Here is a 16,591-nt window from a genome sequence, read left to right as displayed (position 1 = left end):
GGGGTGACCACGACCGACGGCCGCCCGCGCGGCGGCCCGGCCGCCCGGGTCCCCGCGCGCCCGGCCACGCGCCTCGTCGTCGTCGGCGCCCTCGCCCTCCTCGGGGCCGGGCTGCTCCTGCTGGGAGACCTCGCGGGGCTCGACCGCGTGCTGCCGTTCGCGGTGTTCGCGGCGCTGCGCCTCCCGCTCGCCGCGGCCACCTGGGTGGTGGGGCTGCTGCTGCTCGTCCTGCGCCCGCGCTGGTGGCCGGCGCTCGCCCCGGTGCTCGCGGTCGCGGTGGTCGCCGTCGCCGTGGTGGTCCCCCGCGCCGTGGCGGACCCGCCGCCCCCGCCGGGCGGCACCGACCTCGTCGTGCTGGAGCTGAACTCCTTCGAGGGCAAGGCCGACCCAGGGGCGATCGCCGCGGCCGCCCGGGCCGCGCGCGCCGACGTCGTCGTCCTGCCCGAGGCCGGGGACCGCATGCGGCGGGCCCTGGCGGCCCTGCTGCCGGGCTACCGCACGTGGACGAACGTGCCGCCCACGGCGGCCGAGGTGCGCGGCATCGTCGTCGCGACGTCCCCGCGGGCGGGCGAGGTGACCGCCCGGCGGCTCGACGACGACACCCGCTACCCCTGGGCCGAGGTCACCGGCGGCATCCTCGGCGACACCCGGCTGGTCGCGGTGCACCTCGTCTCGGTGGTGCCGTCGTGGATCCGCTACTGGCCCGGCGAGCTCGAGATGCTGTCGCGGTGGTGCGCCGGCCCGGGGCCCGCGATGGTCGTCGGCGACCTCAACGCCTCGCCCGACCACTCCGCCTTCCGGGCGGGCACCGCGGGCTGCACCGACGCGGCGACCGCGACCGGCGACTCCCTGGTGGGCACCTGGAACACCGCCGTCCCCTCCTGGCTCGGGACCCAGATCGACCACGTGCTCACCCGCCCGGGGCCGACGGGCGCCGGCCCGGCCGCCCGCTCCGTCGAGGTGCTCGACCTCCCCGGCAGCGACCACCGCGGCCTCCTGGTGCACCTGAGGCTCCCCTGACGCGTGCGGAACACCGCCCGTCACCCGCCGGATCACCGGGGCGACACGCCGCGCCCGTAGGCTCTCCCGACGTGGCACGTCCGTCCTGGTTGCGGGTCCCCCGCTGGTTGCGCCCCCGCGCGGGCAATCCCGACGGGACCATGACCCTGCTCGAGCACATCCACGAGCTGCGGCGTCGGCTGATGATCGGCGTCATAGCGATCATCCTCGGGACGATCATCGGGGTCCTCTGGTACCAGTTCCGGCTCCTGGGGCTGCCCTCGCTCGGGCAGCTGCTCACCGAGCCCTACTGCGCCCTGCCGCCCGGGGCCCGGCTCACGCTGGGCGACCCGGCCAAGTGCCAGCTCGTGGCCTTCGCGCCGTTCGAGCAGCTGACGCTGCTGATCAAGGTGGGCGTCGCCGCCGGCGTCGTGCTCTCCAGCCCCGTGTGGCTGGGACAGCTGTGGGGCTTCATCACGCCGGGGCTGCACGCCCACGAGCGCAAGTTCGCCCGCGTCTTCATCGGCGTCGGCTCACTGCTGTTCCTCGCGGGCGCGGTGCTCGCCTACCTGGTGCTCACCCAGGCGCTCTACTTCCTCGTCACCGTCGGCGGCGGCATCCAGATCACCGCGCTGCGGGGCAACGACTACTTCAGCCTGCTGATCAGCCTGCTGGTGATCTTCGGGGTCAGCTTCGAGCTGCCGCTGCTGATGATCATGCTGAACCGCGTCGGCATCTTCCCCTACGCGAAGATCAAGGCGTGGCGCCGCGGGCTGATCTTCGGCATCTTCGTCTTCGCGGCCGTCGCGACGCCCGGCCAGGACCCGTTCTCGATGCTCGCGCTCGGGCTCTCGCTGACGGTGCTGTTCGAGCTCGCCGCCCAGGTCTGCCGCATCCACGACAAGCGCGTGGAGCGGGCGTCGCCGTGGGCGGGGCTGTCCGACGACGAGGCCAGTCCGCTGCCGGTGGGCGGCGGCGACGCCGGGCCCGTGGCGCCGGTGACGGCCTCGGCGCTGGAGCCCACCCGCCCGGTCGAGGAGCCCGCCGCGCGTCGGACCTACGACGACGTGACCTGAGCCGTCGCTCCCGGCCCGGACCCGTCTCAGCGAGGGACGGCGGCGTGCGCGTGGCGGGGACGCACGAGGCGGCCGCGCACGTCGCGGTGACCGCCGCGCAGCCCGCACCAGGAGCAGTCGTCCCCGGCGGCCTCCCGCTGGGTGGGGAGCAGCAGGTCGAGCCCGGCGTCGTCAGGGCCCTGCCCGGGCCGGGCCGCGGTCGGGTGGTGGCGACGCCACAGCCACCGCACCGTCAGCGCGAGGCCGCACGCGATCAGGGCGACGACCGCCAGCCACTTGAGGAGCAGCACGGCACACAGCGCGATCACGGTGACCGCGACGGCACTGGGAACGGGGACGCGAACCGATCCGGGGGACACCCGATCGAGGTTAGGTCGCTCCCCGGACACGGCCCCGCAGGCGCGCCGCGACATCGTGCTCGACACCGCGGTCCCCCTCGCCCCGGACGTGGACGGCCCCGGTGAGCCGCGAGGTCGGGGGTCTCGCGGCCCGCCGGGGCCACCGGTGAGTTCGTCCAGGCCCGTCGGGTCGTTACAGCCCCGCGGAGGGACCTACTGCCCGAAGGCCGCGGCGAGCTCGTCGGTCCAGGGCACGGTGCGGGTGACGACCTCGACGCCGTCCCCGGCCGTCCCGCCGCTCAGCTCGGCCGCGCGCACGCAGCAGTGCACCCAGAGCTGGAACTGGAGGTTCTTCGCGACGCGGAGGCGGTTGTACATCAGGTCGGCGACGACGTCGCCGGCGCGTGCCCAGGTGGTGATGGTGAACTGGAGCGCCCGGTCGCCGCCCTCCTCGTCGCCGGCGCCCTCGGCCGCGAACTCGATCTGTCCGGCCTCGACGTGGCCGGTGAGGGTGGCCAGCCGGAACGACGAGCGCCGGACCTCGTCGGTGCGGTCGACCACGCGGACCGGCCCGTCCCAGGGCCCCGGAATGCGCACCACGTACTCGTCGTCCACGTCGAGCGCGTGGCCGGTCCCCGTGGTGCGGTCGAACCGGGCGGCCCCGGGGATCATCGCGGCGTTGATGTCCGCGACCAGGACGGCGACGAGCTCGCGCGGGCCGAGCCGGGCGTCGGGGACGTGGACGGTGAAGACGCGGTGCAGCATCGGGCCGTGCCCGTCGCGCAGGGTCTGGTCGCGCGGCCCGGGCGACGGCAGCGGCGGCGGGGCGTCCGTGACGGGGTCGCCCGCCTCCTCGCGGTGGTCGACCCGCACCCCCGGCAGTCCCCAGATGCGCCCGAGCGCGAGCAGTCCGCGGGGCGTGGACGTGAGCATCCGCGCTTCGCGCAGGACCTGACGGGGACCGGGGACGAGCTGCACGCGTCCGGGTTACCCCGGATCCGCCGGCTCGCTCAGGAGGAGCGCGTCGGTGAGGGAGCGCACTGGCCCGCCTCGCAGCGGCGCCGCAGCCCGGAGACGAGCTCGTCGAGGTGCGCCGCGGCCGTCCCGCCGGTCATCCGCCCGACCATCGAGCCCACCCAGCCCGAGCGGTCGAGGTCGACCACCACGTCGGTGCCGCCGTCGTCGGCGCGGCTCATCCGCACCTTCAGCGACGCGGACGAGCCGACGCCCTCGCCGCGCCAGGTGAACCCGCGGTGGCGCCGAAGCTCGGCGACCCGCCACTGCCGGTCGGGCAGGTGGCGCTGCCGGACGCGGATGCCGCCGCCGACCACGAGCGGGCCGCCGTCGAAGGGCTCCACCTCACGCAGGGAGGGCGACCAGTCGGGCCAGCGGGCGACGTCGACGAGCACCGCCCACACGTAGTCCGGGCACGCGGCGATGCGCACCTCGAGGTGCTGGTGCACACGGCCTCCCGTGAGGAAACGACGCTGTCACCCCCGAGGGTAGGCACAGCGGCCCCGCCGGGTGAATGCCGACCCTCACACGAGCTTGCTGTCGCGCCCCGCCCAGTACTCGTCGCGCAGGCTGCGCTTGAGGATCTTGCCCGCGCCCGACTTGGGCAGCGGCCCGTCCTGCAGCGTCACCGAGCGCGGCACCTTGTAGCCGGCGATCGACTGCCGGCAGTGCGCGACGAGCTCCTCGACGCCCACCTCGGCCCGGATCTGGACCACCGCGTGCACGGCCTCGCCGAAGCGCTCGTCGGGAATCCCGAACACGGCCGCCTCGACCACGGCGGGGTGGGAGTACAGCGCGTTCTCCACCTCCGCGGAGTACACGTTCTCCCCGCCCGAGACGATCATGTCCTTGGCGCGGTCGACGAGGAACAGGTAGCCGGCGTCGTCGAGGTAGCCGAGGTCGCCCGAGGTGAACCAGCCGTCGACGAGGACCTTCGCGGTCTCGTCGGGCTTGTGCCAGTAGCCGGGGGTCACGTTCGCCCCGCGGATCGCGACCTCCCCGACCTCACCGGCCGGCAGCGGCGTCCTCTCGACCGGGTCCATCACGACGACCTCCACCCCCACCGCGGGCCGCCCGCACGACATCGCGCGCGGCGAGTCGAGCCGGACCTGCTCGTCGGGATGGAGCGTGACGATCGGCGAGGTCTCGGTCAGGCCGTAGATGTGCAGCATCGAGGCATCGGGGAACGTTGCGTGCGTGCGGCGCAGCAGCTCCCGCGCCGCGGGGCTCGAGCCGTGGGAGAGCCAGCGCAGGCTCGAGACGTCGCGGGGGCGTTCCCGCTGCTCCACGGCCAGCGCGTCCATCATCGTCGGGACGACGAGGGTGGCGGTGACCCGCTCGTGCTCGACGACGTCGAGGACCCCGGCCGGGGTGAACGCCGGGACGATCACCTGGGTGCCCGCCGCCCAGATCGTGGCGAGCGTCCCGATGGTGCCCGCCGCGTGGAACATCGGCGCCACCACCATGAAGCGCGTGTCCTCGCTGAACGGCCAGCACGCCAGGAAGTGGAAGGCGTTCGCGACGAGGTTGCCGTGGGTCAGCATCACGCCCTTGGCCGCGCCGGTGGTGCCGCCGGTGTAGAAGATGCCCGCGAGGTCGTGCTCTGAGGTGGTGTCGGGCAGCGCCACCTCCTCCGCGCCGGCGAGGAGGTCCTCGTACTCGTCGGTCAACCCGACGGTGTGCACCTCGACCCCCTCGACGGGCCGGTCGGTGAAGAACACCGTCGCCCCGGAGTCGGTGATCGAGTAGCGGCGCTCGGCGTCGGAGTGACGGGTGTTCAGCGGGACGATCACCAGGCCGGCGGCCGGGATCGCGAGGTAGAGCTCCAGGTAGCGGTGGCAGTTGGCGCCGAGCACCGCCACGCGGTCGCCGGCCTGCAGCCCCAGCGCGCCCAGGGCCCCGACGAGGCGCCGGACCCGGGCTCCCAGCTCGGCGTAGGTGAGCGTCGCGTGCGGGCAGACGACGGCCGTCGCCCCCGGCGCGGTGACGAGGGCGCGGCGCAGCGGGGCGACGACCGTGCGCGTGGCGTTGCGGGTGTCCCCGGCGGGCGCGAGCCGCGGCCCGGCGCCGCCCGTCGCCCCGGCGGGCGCCTCGATCGTCGTCATGCCCGAGATCCTCCTCGATTCCCGACCGATCGTTCGGTCGTGCGGACCCTAGCAGCGGACCGTGATCGGGGACACTCCCCGACGATCGTCGGTCACCCGGGTGCCCCGACGCTAGGGTTCGCGGACCATGACCGGTGACCGACCATGACCCGAGCACGTCCCGGGCCCTACACGCTGGACTCGCTCGTCGAGGTCGCCGCGCAGGCGTTCCTGCAGCGCGGCTACGACGCGACGAGCATGGAGGACCTCTCCCGGGCCGCCGGGATCACGAAGTCGTCCTTCTACCACCACGTGTCGGGCAAGGAGGCGCTCCTGCGCGGCGCCCTCGACCGGGCCCTCGGCGGGCTCTTCGGGGTGCTCGCCGAGCCGGCCGCCACCGAGGGCCGGCCCGTCGACCGGCTGCGCCACATCGTCCGCCGCCAGGTGGAGGTGCTCGCCACCGAGCTGCCCTACGTGACGCTGCTGCTGCGCCTGCGGGGCAACACCGAGACCGAGCGGTGGGCGCTGGGGCGCCGGCGCGAGTTCGACCAGGCGATCGCCGGGCTGGTCCGCGAGGCGGCCGACGACGGATCGGTCCCGGCCGACGTCGACCCGGTCGTCGCCGCGCGGCTGCTCTCCGGCACGGTCAACTCGCTCATCGAGTGGTACCGGCCGGGCCGCGTGGACGTCCCCGCGCTCGTCGACGCCGTCGAGCGGCAGGTCTTCGAAGGGCTCCTGCGATGAGCGATCCCCGGATCGAGCCCGACGAGCCCCGCCCCGAGGACGTCGCCCCCGACGACGCCCTCGACCAGGCCCTCGACGACGTGCCCGCCGGCCCCTCCCGGGCCGCGCGGTTCCGGGCCGCCGCCGGACGGGCGGGCGAGCGCGCCCGCGAGCTCGACCGGTCCCCCGCGCTGCAGCGGGTGGTGAAGCGCCTGCGCGGCGTCCTGCCCGGCGACGCCCACTTCGGCGACCCGCTCTCCCTCGGCGGCGCCCGCCACGTCGAGGCGGCCGGGCGCGCGATCGTCGGGCTCACCGGCGACCGGCCGGGCGTGGTGCGCGAGCTCGGCCTCGGCGGGGTGCAGCTGTGGCAGTCGGTGCTCGAGTCGTTCGGGCGCGGCATCGGCGAGCACGAGGTGGCCCTGGTGTTCACCGATCTCGTCGACTTCTCCCGCTGGTCGCTGGCCGCCGGGGACGACGAGGTGCTGCGGGTCCTGCGCCAGGTCGGCGAGGCCTGGGAGCCCCCGATGACGACGCGCGCGGGCACGATCGTCAAGCGCCTCGGCGACGGGCTCATGGTGGCGTTCGCCGACCCGGCCGCGGCGCTGGACGCCGTCGTCGAGGCCCGCGACCGGCTGTCCGCGCTGGACGTGCCCGACTGGCGGCCCCGCATGCGGGCCGGCATCCACCTCGGCTGGCCGCGCCGCGTCGGCGGCGACTACCTCGGGGTGGCGGTGAACGTCGCCGCCCGCCTGGGCGACGCGGGCCGCGCCGACGAGATCCTCATCAGCGGCGACGTCCTGCGCCGGCTCGACGCCCGCACCGTCGAGACGAAGCGCCGCCGCCGCATCCACCTCAAGGGCGCCCCGGAGGGCCTGGAGATCCACCAGGTCCTGAGCACGAGCCGGTAGCCGCGCCCTACGCGGCCATCCGGGCGCCCTTGACGATCTTGTCCGCCGCGTTGCGGGGCGCGTGCACCGCGACGCCCACGAGGTCGAGCCCGTCGCGGGGCACCGCCGCGACCGCCGCGCGGTTCTCCTCGTCGCCGCCGGTGGCGAAGAGGTCCGCGGTGAAGACCGGCACCACGAGACCGCGGTCGACGGCCCGGCGGTGGGCCGCCCGGACGGTGTCCGCGTCGCCCTCGAGCACCACCACCGGCTGCCGGAACATCGGCGCGTAGGCGGTGCCGTCGGCGTCGGCGTACGGCGCCCCGATGAGCTCGGGCACGGTCGCCGCGACCCCGCTGCTGAGGAAGGCCGTCACGTTCAGGCGCTGCCACCCGGCCAGGTCGTCCCGCAGGACGATGACGATCTTCGTGTCGAAACGGCTGCTCATGGGCTCCACGATCGCGTCGGCCCCGTCCCGCGTTCTTGTACGTTCCTGGGGTGTCCTCGTCCGTCCGCGCCTGGCGCCCGGACGTGCCGGGGATCGACGAGGTGTTCCACGCCCGGTTCGTCGAGCACGCCTACCCGCCGCACACGCACTCGACCTGGACGCTGCTCGTCGTCGACGACGGCGCGGTGCGCTACGACCTCGACCGCGCCGAGCACGGCGCCCTGACCTCGGCGGTCACGCTGCTGCCGCCGGGGGTCGCCCACGACGGGCGCTCCGCGACGACCGGCGGCTTCCGCAAGCGCGTGCTCTACCTCGACGACTCCGCGTTCCCGCCCGCCATGGTCGGCCGCGCCGTCGACCGGCCCGCCGTGGTCGACGACGTCCTGCGCCGCGCGATCGACCGCCTGCACCGGGTGCTCGAGCGCCCCGGCGACGAGTTCTCGGCCCGGTCGGGGCTGGTCCTCGCTGTCGACCGGCTCGCCGCCCACCTCGCCGGCGACGGTCCCGACGACCACCCGGTGCGGGACGCGCGCACGGCCTCCGGTCTCCGGGACCTCCTCGACGCCCACGTCGTCGAGGGGCTCCTCCTCGACGAGGCCGCCGCCTCCCTGCACGTCTCCGCGAACCACCTCGTGAAGGCCTTCTCCGCCGAGTTCGGGCTCCCGCCGCACCGCTACCTCGTCGGCCGCCGGGTCGAGGTGGCACGACGACTGCTCCTGGCCGGGCTGCCGGCCGCGCGCGTGGCCGTCGAGGCCGGCTTCCACGACCAGGCGCACCTCACGCGCCACTTCCGCCGCCTCCTGGGCGTCACCCCGGGGACGTTCGCCGGTCGACGTTCGCCGTGATCGACTTCCGGGCGGCACGGTGCTCGCCCAGCGATCACCCTGCCGCACTACTCGTGATCATGGTCCGACCAAGGGCGCCGCGACCCCGCGCGCCGGCTCGGGCCAGGCCTGCGCCACGCGTGTCGACCCACCCGCCCGCCGCCCGCTCACGTCCGGTTGCCGTGCCGTCGTTGCGTCCCGCACACGGCCGGGCCGTGACGCCCTCGTCCGCACTGCCGTTGCGGGACGCAACGTCGGAGCCGCGCTGTCTCGACTCCGGTGGCTGTGTGCGGGACGCAATGCCCGAGCGCCGCCCTGACTCGACCTCGCTGACCGTGTGCGGCACGCAACGCCCGACCGCCGCCCAGACTCGACCCGGCTGGCCGTGTGCGGGACGCAACGCCGGAGCGCCGCCGAGATTCAACCCGGCTGGCCGTGTGTGGGACGCAACGCCGGATCCGCGCCCCGTCGAGCCGCCGCCGTGTGCGGGACGCAACGCCCGAGCGCCGCCGAGATTCGACCCGGCTGGCCGTGTGCGTCGCGCAACGCCGAAGCGCCGGGTGCCGTGGCTCAGGACGAGGGCGCGGCGACCCGGTCGAGCCACTCCCCCAGCAGGGCACGCTCCGCGCCGGTGAACCCGGCGAGGTCGTCGAGCGCCGCCCGGAGGGTCACCGCGGCCGCGACGGGGCCCGGGTCGGACCCGGCGGGCGCGTCGGTGGTGATCGCCGCGAGGACAGACTCGCGGACGGCGGTCGCCAGGCCGGGGTCACGCTCGCCCGGCGGGAGTGCGACGAGGGAGAGCGCCACTCCGCTCCCGGCGCCGTGCAGCATCGCGACCGCCCGGTCCTCGGCCACCCGCAGGCGCCCCGTCGCGGCGATGCGCCGCACGTGCGCGGCGAGGACGGCGAACGCGGCGCGGGCCGCCGGGGAGTGCCCGGCCTCCCGGGGCCGGGCGTACATCAGGGCGTAGAGGGCGGGGCGGTCGAGCGCGAGGGCGATGTGGGCGTCCCACCCGTGGCGCAGGTCCTCGACGGGGTCGTCCGTCTCGGCGCGCTGCGTCTTGTCGGCCAGGTAGTCCTCGAAGCCGCGGGTGACGACGGCGTCGAGCAGCCCCTGCTTGTCGCCGAACAGCCGGTAGATCGTCGGGGCCTGGACCCCCGCCGCCGCCCCGACGGCGCGGGTCGAGACGGCCTCCTCGCCGCCGGACTCGAGCAGGGACGCCGCCGCGGCGAGGATGCGGTCGCGCGGGTCCGTCATGGGTAGCAACGGTAACACCGCAGTGTTAGCGCGCGAGCGTTAGCAGTGTTAGCTTCTCCTGATAGCAGCGGAAGCACAGGAGGCACCATGATCGTCGTGACCGGAGCGAACGGGGTCCTGGGACGGGGCGTCGTCGAGGAACTGCTCCAGCTCGTCAGGCCCGAGCGGGTCGGCGTGAGCGTGCGCGACCCCCACGCGGCGGCCGACCTCGCCGACCGGGGCGTCCGGGTGCGCCGCGGCGACTTCGCGGAGCCCGACACCCTCGCGGACGCGTTCGAGGGCGCGGAGCAGGTCCTCCTCGTCAGCGCGAACACCCTCGGGGACGAGGCCCTGACGTTCCACCGCGCCGCGATCGACGCCGCCGTGGCGGCCGGGGCCGGGCGGGTGCTCTACACCTCCCACCAGGGCGCCCGCGCCGGGTCGCCGTTCACCGCGGCGCCCGATCACGCGGCCACCGAGGAGGTGCTCGCCTCCTCCGGCGTGGCGTGGACGGCACTGCGCAACGGCTTCTACGCCAACACGGTCCCGATGCTGCTCGGCAACGCCGTCGACAGCGGCGAACTGCGGCTGCCCGCCGACGGGCCCATGGCGTGGACCACCCGCGGCGACCTCGCGGCCGCGACCGCCCGCCTGCTCGCCGAGGGCGCCCTCGACGGGCCGACCGCGCCGCTGACCGGGCCGGAGGCGCTGGACTTCGAGCAGGTCGCCGAGATCGTGAGCGGGATCGTCGGCCGGCCCGTCCGCCGCGTGGTGATCAACGACGACGAGTACCGCGACACCCTCGTCGGCCACGGCGTGCCCGCCCCGGCGGCCGCGCTGCTCGTCGGGATGTTCGCGGCGAGCCGGAACGGCGACTTCTCGCCGGCCGACCCGACGCTGGCGGGCCTCGTCGGGCGCCCGGCCACGTCGCTGGCCGACGACCTCCGGGCCGCACTCAGCCCGGCGGCGCCGGCATCGTCGTGACCCCGAACGCACGAACGGCCCGTTCGTCACCGGAGAAGGGGTGACGGACGGGCCGTTGTCCCGACAGGGCCTACTCCGCCCCGTCGCCGCGGCGGCCGAGGCCGACGGCGGTGATGCCGGCGCGGCGCAGGGTGGCCGGGTCGACCAAGTTGCGGGTGTCGACGACGATCGGGCGCTTCATCGCCCCGGCCATCGCCGCCCAGTCGACCGTGCGGAACACCGGCCACTCGGTCAGCACGATCGTCGCCTCCGCGCCCTGCGCCGCGGTCACCGCGTCGGGCGCCAGCGGCACGCCCTCGACCTCGGTCGGGGCCGGGGCGCCGTCGAGGCCGTCGGTCAGCGCCGGGTCGAACCCGACGAGGTCCGCGCCCGCCTGCCGCAGCAGCGCCGCGATCGCCAGCGCCGGAGAGTCACGCAGGTCGTCGGTGCCCGCCTTGAACGTCAGCCCCAGCAGGCACAGCCGCACCCGCGACAACGACCCCGTGCGCTTGCCGGTCACCGCCAGCCGGACCTTGTCCACGATCCGCTGCCGCTGCCGAGTGTTCGTGTCGATCGTCGCGCGGAGCAACCGGAACTCGAAGTCCGCCGCGTCGGCGACCTGCAGCAGCGCGTGCGTGTCCTTCGGCAGGCACGACCCGCCCCACCCCGGGCCCGGCGACAGGAACGCCTGCCCGATCCGCCGGTCGTACCCGATGCCCTCGGTGACGTCACCGATGTCGGCGCCGACCCGCTCGCACAGCTCGGCCATCGCGTTGACATAGGAGAGCTTCATCGCCAGGAAGCAGTTCGCCGCGTACTTCATCAGCTCCGCCGACGCCGCATCCGTCAGCACCGTCGGCGCCCCCAGGCGCGCGTAGAGCGCCGCCACGCGCTCCGCCGCGTCCTGGTTGTCCGAACCCACGACGATCCGGTCGGGCCCCAGGAAGTCCTTCACCGCCGAGCCCTCGCGCAGGAACTCCGGGTTCGACACCACCCCGATGTCCGAGCGCTCGAGCATCTCCGCGGTCCGCTCCGCCGTGCCCACCGGCACCGTGGACTTGTTCACCACCACCGTGCCCGGCGCCAGCGACGCCCCGACCTCCTCCATCACCGACTCCACGGCGCGCAGGTCGGCCACCCCGCCCGCGCCCATCGGCGTCGGGACGCAGAGGAACAGCACCTCCGCCGGGCGGGCGTCCTCGAACGCCCCCAGCGCCGTCGCGGCCCCCACCACGAACGACAGGCGCCCCGCCGACGTCTGCTCGACCACCAGCTCCGACAGCCCCGGCTCGACGATGTCGACCACCCCGCGGCGCAGCCGGTCGACCTTCGCCTCGTCGATGTCCGCGCACACCACCTCGTGCCCCAGGGACGCCAGACACGCCCCCGTGGTCAACCCGACGTAGCCCGTCCCCACCACCATGACCCGCCGTGCGAACACCGTGACACCCCTCTGGCCGCTGTCAGTCGGTCCTCACGGTGCCAGATCACCCAGGGTGAGCGGACACTCGCGGTGCTGGTCAGGGTCCCCGACGCGGGGTCAGCCGAGGACCGCGGCCCGGTAGTCGTCGCGGGTCACGCCGTAGTCGGGGTCGTCCAACGCCCACTCGAAGGCGACGAGGAGCGTGGTGAGCCCGCACCCGCGGGCGTAGTCCGGCGCGCGCCGGACCTGCTCGGCTAGGGAGTCGGAGGAGCTCGTCCCCCCGGTCTGCGCCGCCGGCGGTCCCGGGTTCTCCCCCACGGCGGGCAGGCCCGCGCGGGAGGCCCAGGCGCGGGTGAAGCGCATGCTCGACCACGCCGCGACCGGGGTGCCCGCGGTGGCGACGGCCGTGGCGTCACCGGTCCGGCAGGCGTCCTGCGCCGGGGACTGCGCGCGGGCGAGCACCGCGGAGGCGTCGTCGACCCCGGTGATGTCGACGACGAGCCGCGGGACGGCTCCGGCGAGCACGGCGAACTGGTCGACGTAGTTCAGCCCGCGGCCGAGCGAGCCGTCCCGGTCGCCGGTGCCGTTCAGCAGGGCGGTCGTCGCGGTCGTCAGGTCGGCGGGCAGGACGCCCTTGCCCGGGGAGGGCAGGTGGATCTGCCCGGCGAACCCGGCGGCGCGCAGCGCGTCGGCCTGGCCCTTGACCGCGTAGGCCAGGGAGCGGGAGTACCAGAGGAACCAGTTCCGGGCGGCGGCCGCGGACACGGTCTGGCCCTGCCACGTCCGCTGCCCGGGGATCCATCCCGGCATCGGGGAGCGCGGGGTCCCGGGGGCGAGGCCGGTGCCCTGCTGGGCGGCCGGGGAGAAGGCCCACCAGCTCTGCAGGAAGCCGTCCCCGGCCTCGTTGGGCCCCGGGAAGCCCATCTCGCCCTCGGCGCTCGTCCCCACCCGGAACGCCTCGATCCGGCTCGCGGGGAGGGCGGCGACGAGGCGCTTGAGGTAGTCGGCCTGGGCGGCGCGGACGGAGGCGGAGAAGACCGTGTCGAGGGCACCGTTGGTCGGGCTCTTGCCGCGCTGGTCGAGCAGCTTCGAGCCGGGCAGCGCCCGCACCCACGCCGGCGGGTACTGCGTGCCCGGGCCGATCACCACGCGCAGCCCGGCGTCGAGGCAGCGGGTGACCCGGGCGCGCAGGTCGGCGACGTAGTCGGCGTTCACCGCGCCGGCGCCGGTGGGCATGAAGCGGTCCCAGTAGGCCTCGACCTCGACGACCGCGACCCCCACGGCGGCGTTGGCCGCCACCGAGGATTCCGAACAGGTGGATGCGACGAGCCCCCAGGCGGGGCCCTCCGCGGCCTGCGCGCGACCGGTGGGCAGGGACAGCGACACCGCGAGTGCGACGACGACCGCGACGGGGAGCAGGCGGAGGGTTCTCGACACGTGGGTTCCGATCGGGACGTCCGGGCGGCGTATCAGCCGGCGCGTCAGCCTGTCGTCCGATCGGACCAATCACGATCATCTTCTCATCACGAGACGGCCACGGTTGGGCCCTCGGGTCACGGCGTCTTCTCGACCGCGGCCTCCACCCGTTCCTCCACGGGCCGCGCGGGCGCCTGCGGGGCGCGGCGCACCACCCGGCGCATCCAGCGCTGGGCGGGCCGCTCCACCACGACGAAGGCCGCCCACGCGAGGACCACCGCCCCGAGGACGAGCAGGAGGGTCCCGACGATGCCCCAGGCCCCCGGGAAGGTGCGCGGGTTGATCAGCAGCGACCCGGCGAGGATCCAGGGCACGTGGACGAGGAACAGGGCGACGCTGTACTCGCCGCCGACCAGGGCGGCCCGGGTCGAGAGCAGCCGGTCGACGGCCCCGCGGCGCTGGGCGAGCGCGGGCACGACGAGCCCGACGACGGGCAGGGCGAGCATGCTCGGCAGCCCGACGGAGGCGACCCCGACGATCGTCAGGAACGCCAGGGCCACCAGCGGGCCGGTGACCCGCCCGAGCCACGCCGGGATGCGGGAGCCGACGCTCGCGAGCTGGTAGAGCGCGCAGCCCGCGAGGAAGCCGCCGAAGGCGCGGGGCAGCGGCATGCCGTAGGTGATCGTGCCGTCGTCGAACCCGAGGAACCCGTACGCGACGAGCGGGACCGCGCAGGCGACGAGGTAGCCGACGACGCAGGCGGCGGGGGTCCGCAGGCGCTGCACCAGCGGCAGGAGCAGCGGCAGGACGAGGTAGCACGCCCACTCGGCCGAGAGCGACCACACCGGCCCGTTCCAGGTGAGCGCGTCGGCCCCGCCCCAGCCGGAGGTGAGCGTGACCTGGCGCAGGAGGTCCCAGGTGAGGTCGCCGCCGTGCGGGATCTCGCGCCCGATCGCCCGCGAGGCGAGGACCGCCGCGACCATCGCCACGAGGATCGCGAGGTGCACCGGGTAGAAGCGCGACAGCCGCGCCCACAGGAACCGCCCGAAGGTGCCCCAGCCCGACCACCGCGCGAACGTCCGCGCGTAGCCGGAGCTGATGACGAAGCCGGAGAGCACGAAGAACAGGTCGAGCACCACGTAGCCGTGGTGCCACAGGGGCTCGAAGAAGCCGCGGGTCGCCGGGACCATCGCGATCGCGAACGGCGCGAGGTGGACCCCCACGACGATCAGGGAGAGGACGCCGCGGATCCCGACGAGGCTCGGGATGAGCCCGGAGGGTGCGGCCGGTCTGGTGGCGTGGGACATCGTCGTTCCTAACCCTGTCGTTCTCTAGCTCTGGGGACCGAGGCCGATCGGGGCCGAGCCGTCGAGCGGCCGGCTGAAGTCGTAGACCCGCAGCTCGCCCGCGGTGCGGCCGCGCGCGACGAAGACCACCGGGTAGCGGCGGTCGAACTCGGCGATGGTCTCCGGGGTCAGGTCGGCCAGGCCGAGCTCGGAGAGCTGGGTGGAGACCACGCCGTAGCGGGAGTTCGAGGCCCGCGCGTCCTCCGGCCCGTTGAGCGGGAAGACGCCGTAGCCGGGCATGACGAACTGGGCGGTGTGCTCGCCGAGCGCCAGGTGCACGGTCTTCGGGTCGATGGTGGCGAACAGCCAGGCCGAGAAGCGGCTGTAGGTGTCGTCGGTCTGCGAGCGGATGTTCCACCAGATCGCGCCGGAGGAGACGAGGACGGCCGCGACCAGGACGAACGCCGGGGCCGCGACCCAGCGGCGCGCACGGGCGAGCCGGGTGACGAGCAGCGCCGTGACCACCGAGAGCGGCACCGCGAGCAGGTAGAAGGTCTGCTCCTCGAGCTCGCCGAGCCCGACGGTGTAGCAGATAGCGCCGAGCACGCCCGCCACCCAGCAGACGAGCAGCCCGAGGGCCGACTCCCCCGGCCCGCGGATGCGGCCGCCGAGGTCGCGGGGGTCGGCGAACGTCTCGCCGGGCCGTCCGCGCAGGCGCAGCGAGCGCCACGAGAGCACCACGAGGACGGCGGCGAACACCGATGCGGCCCCGATGAGGACGTAGGAGGTGCCGGTGAGGGTGAGGTTGGCGGCGATCCGGCTGGTGAACGAGGGCGCCTTCGCCGAGGAGAAGCCGGTCTCCTTCACCAGGCCGATCGCGCGGGCCACGCCCCCGAGCGTCTGGTCGGCCCAGCCGAGGAAGCGGCCGGTCAGCAGCGTCCACAGGACGTAGCCGGCGTAGAAGCCGATCTCGCAGGCGAACACGGTGATCGCCTCGCGGCGCCGCAGGCCCCAGGAGAAGACGATCATGATGAGCAGCGGGAGCCCGGTGACCAGGCCGGCGTTCGTCTTCGTCGTGATGGCCAGGCCCCACAGCAGCCCGCCCGCGACCAGCAGCGCGCGGCGCCGGGCCGGCGACGGCGACTCGGCGGCGCGGAGCAGGCAGTACAGCCCGGCGAGGACGCCGAAGAGCATCGGCGCCTCCAGCATCAGGCGGCTGTCGAAGCGGATGACGAACGGGTCGAGGGCGTAGAACGCGCCGGCGACCAGCGCCGCCCACCGGGGCGCCACGCGCCGGGTGCAGGCCACGACGAGCGCGGTGTTCGCGGCCGCGAAGAGCAGCACGGCGGGGCGCAGCGAGAGCACGAACTCGACGGTCATGCTCGTCTGCGGCGCACCGATGAAGCCGCTGAAGTAGAGGAACGCCAGCGGCGGGTGCAGGAAGAACGGCGCGTCGAACAGCTCCGGGCCGCGGCCCTGCGCGAACGAGTTCGCGATGTCGGCGTACTGCACCTCGTCCATGAACAGCTCGTAGGCCGAGTGCTGGTGGTAGCCGCGCAGGAGCACCGCGCCGGCGACGAGGGCCAGGGCCGTCCCGACGAAGGCGACGCTCGGCCGGGAGCCGGGGAGCGCCCCGCCGAAGGGACGGGTGCCGTAGAGGACGGCGGTGAGCGGGGCGCCCGGTTCGCGGGTGAACCGGCGGACGAGGCCGGCGGTGGGCCGGTGCACGAGCAGGAACGTGCCGAGCACCGCGACGAGGTCCCGGACGCGCCACTCCAGGCCGTCGAGTCCGCCCGGGCGCCGCGGCCGGCCGAGCACCCGGGGCGGGGTGACCCCGGGCGGCACGCGGCGGCGGCGCCGGTGGCGGGCGCGGGGCA

Annotated in this window: 16 protein-coding genes; 6 read left to right on the top strand and 10 right to left on the bottom strand. The window is 75.1% G+C overall.

All coding sequences use genetic code 11. The features are described 5' to 3' along the window. Positions 1-3 precede the first annotated feature (3 nt). Both ACFPBZ_RS26915 and tatC read left to right on the top strand, forming a co-directional pair. Complete coding sequence (locus tag ACFPBZ_RS26915; protein ID WP_378039194.1) at positions 4-1,020, top strand: endonuclease/exonuclease/phosphatase family protein; 1,017 nt, start codon at positions 4-6, stop codon at positions 1,018-1,020. A gap of 140 nt (positions 1,021-1,160) precedes the next feature. After that, the gene (gene tatC / locus ACFPBZ_RS26910; protein WP_378039211.1) at positions 1,161-2,075 is read left to right on the top strand and encodes a twin-arginine translocase subunit TatC; all 915 of its coding nucleotides are present in this window, start codon (positions 1,161-1,163) and stop codon (positions 2,073-2,075) included. 26 nt (positions 2,076-2,101) lie between these two features. Here tatC and ACFPBZ_RS26905 read toward each other — a convergent pair whose 3' ends face one another. From ACFPBZ_RS26905 to ACFPBZ_RS26890, 4 genes are all read right to left on the bottom strand, one after another. After that, positions 2,102-2,434, bottom strand: coding sequence for a hypothetical protein (locus ACFPBZ_RS26905; RefSeq protein ID WP_378039193.1), 333 nt, complete (start codon positions 2,432-2,434; stop codon positions 2,102-2,104). Positions 2,435-2,626: 192 nt separating this feature from the next. Next, a complete protein-coding gene (locus ACFPBZ_RS26900; protein WP_378039192.1) occupies positions 2,627-3,391 on the bottom strand; it encodes a DUF1990 family protein in 765 nt (254 codons plus the stop codon). Positions 3,392-3,423: 32 nt separating this feature from the next. Next, complete coding sequence (locus tag ACFPBZ_RS26895) at positions 3,424-3,876, bottom strand: SRPBCC family protein (protein ID WP_378039191.1); 453 nt, start codon at positions 3,874-3,876, stop codon at positions 3,424-3,426. Between the two features lie 75 nt (positions 3,877-3,951). Next, complete coding sequence (locus ACFPBZ_RS26890) at positions 3,952-5,532, bottom strand: class I adenylate-forming enzyme family protein (RefSeq protein ID WP_378039190.1); 1,581 nt, start codon at positions 5,530-5,532, stop codon at positions 3,952-3,954. 144 nt (positions 5,533-5,676) lie between these two features. Between ACFPBZ_RS26890 and ACFPBZ_RS26885 the strand changes: the two genes are divergently transcribed. Together ACFPBZ_RS26885 and ACFPBZ_RS26880 are read left to right on the top strand one after the other, a co-directional pair. Beyond that, a complete protein-coding gene (locus tag ACFPBZ_RS26885; protein ID WP_378039189.1) occupies positions 5,677-6,255 on the top strand; it encodes a TetR/AcrR family transcriptional regulator in 579 nt (192 codons plus the stop codon). Beyond that, positions 6,252-7,142: an adenylate/guanylate cyclase domain-containing protein gene (locus tag ACFPBZ_RS26880; RefSeq protein WP_378039188.1), complete on the top strand. Its 891-nt coding sequence runs from the start codon at positions 6,252-6,254 to the stop codon at positions 7,140-7,142. The genes ACFPBZ_RS26885 and ACFPBZ_RS26880 overlap by 4 nt, the downstream gene beginning before the upstream one ends. A gap of 7 nt (positions 7,143-7,149) precedes the next feature. Here the strand turns inward: ACFPBZ_RS26880 and ACFPBZ_RS26875 are convergent, their stop codons facing one another. Next, a complete protein-coding gene (locus ACFPBZ_RS26875; RefSeq protein WP_378039187.1) occupies positions 7,150-7,566 on the bottom strand; it encodes a DUF2000 family protein in 417 nt (138 codons plus the stop codon). 50 nt (positions 7,567-7,616) lie between these two features. Here ACFPBZ_RS26875 and ACFPBZ_RS26870 point away from each other — a divergent pair, with 50 nt between their 5' ends. Beyond that, on the top strand, positions 7,617-8,411 hold the full coding sequence (locus ACFPBZ_RS26870) for a helix-turn-helix transcriptional regulator (protein WP_378039186.1): 795 nt from the start codon (positions 7,617-7,619) through the stop codon (positions 8,409-8,411). Positions 8,412-8,960: 549 nt separating this feature from the next. Here ACFPBZ_RS26870 and ACFPBZ_RS26865 read toward each other — a convergent pair. Further along, entirely contained in the window at positions 8,961-9,647 is a 687-nt protein-coding gene (locus ACFPBZ_RS26865) for a TetR/AcrR family transcriptional regulator (RefSeq protein WP_378039185.1), read from the bottom strand. 87 nt (positions 9,648-9,734) lie between these two features. Between ACFPBZ_RS26865 and ACFPBZ_RS26860 the strand changes: the two genes are divergently transcribed. Continuing rightward, on the top strand, positions 9,735-10,610 hold the full coding sequence (locus ACFPBZ_RS26860) for an NAD(P)H-binding protein (RefSeq protein ID WP_378039184.1): 876 nt from the start codon (positions 9,735-9,737) through the stop codon (positions 10,608-10,610). Between the two features lie 70 nt (positions 10,611-10,680). Here the strand turns inward: ACFPBZ_RS26860 and ACFPBZ_RS26855 are convergent, their stop codons facing one another. The 4 genes from ACFPBZ_RS26855 to ACFPBZ_RS26840 form a co-directional block, all read right to left on the bottom strand. Further along, entirely contained in the window at positions 10,681-12,030 is a 1,350-nt protein-coding gene (locus ACFPBZ_RS26855; protein ID WP_378039183.1) for a UDP-glucose dehydrogenase family protein, read from the bottom strand. 99 nt (positions 12,031-12,129) lie between these two features. Next, positions 12,130-13,449, bottom strand: a complete 1,320-nt coding sequence (locus tag ACFPBZ_RS26850; protein ID WP_378039182.1) for a hypothetical protein — start codon at positions 13,447-13,449, stop codon at positions 12,130-12,132. A 116-nt stretch (positions 13,450-13,565) separates the two neighbouring features. Continuing rightward, entirely contained in the window at positions 13,566-14,735 is a 1,170-nt protein-coding gene (locus ACFPBZ_RS26845; protein WP_378039181.1) for an acyltransferase family protein, read from the bottom strand. Between the two features lie 24 nt (positions 14,736-14,759). Then, positions 14,760-16,591, bottom strand: a 1,832-nt coding sequence (locus ACFPBZ_RS26840; RefSeq protein WP_378039180.1) for an ArnT family glycosyltransferase, incomplete at its 5' end; no start/stop codon positions are given.

Origin of the sequence: Actinomycetospora atypica, from assembly GCF_042653685.1 — a bacterium.
In the GTDB taxonomy this organism is placed as follows: domain Bacteria; phylum Actinomycetota; class Actinomycetes; order Mycobacteriales; family Pseudonocardiaceae; genus Actinomycetospora; species Actinomycetospora atypica.
The sequence above is the reverse complement of the archived record's forward strand: the minus strand, read 5'-3'. Positions and strand labels throughout refer to the sequence as shown.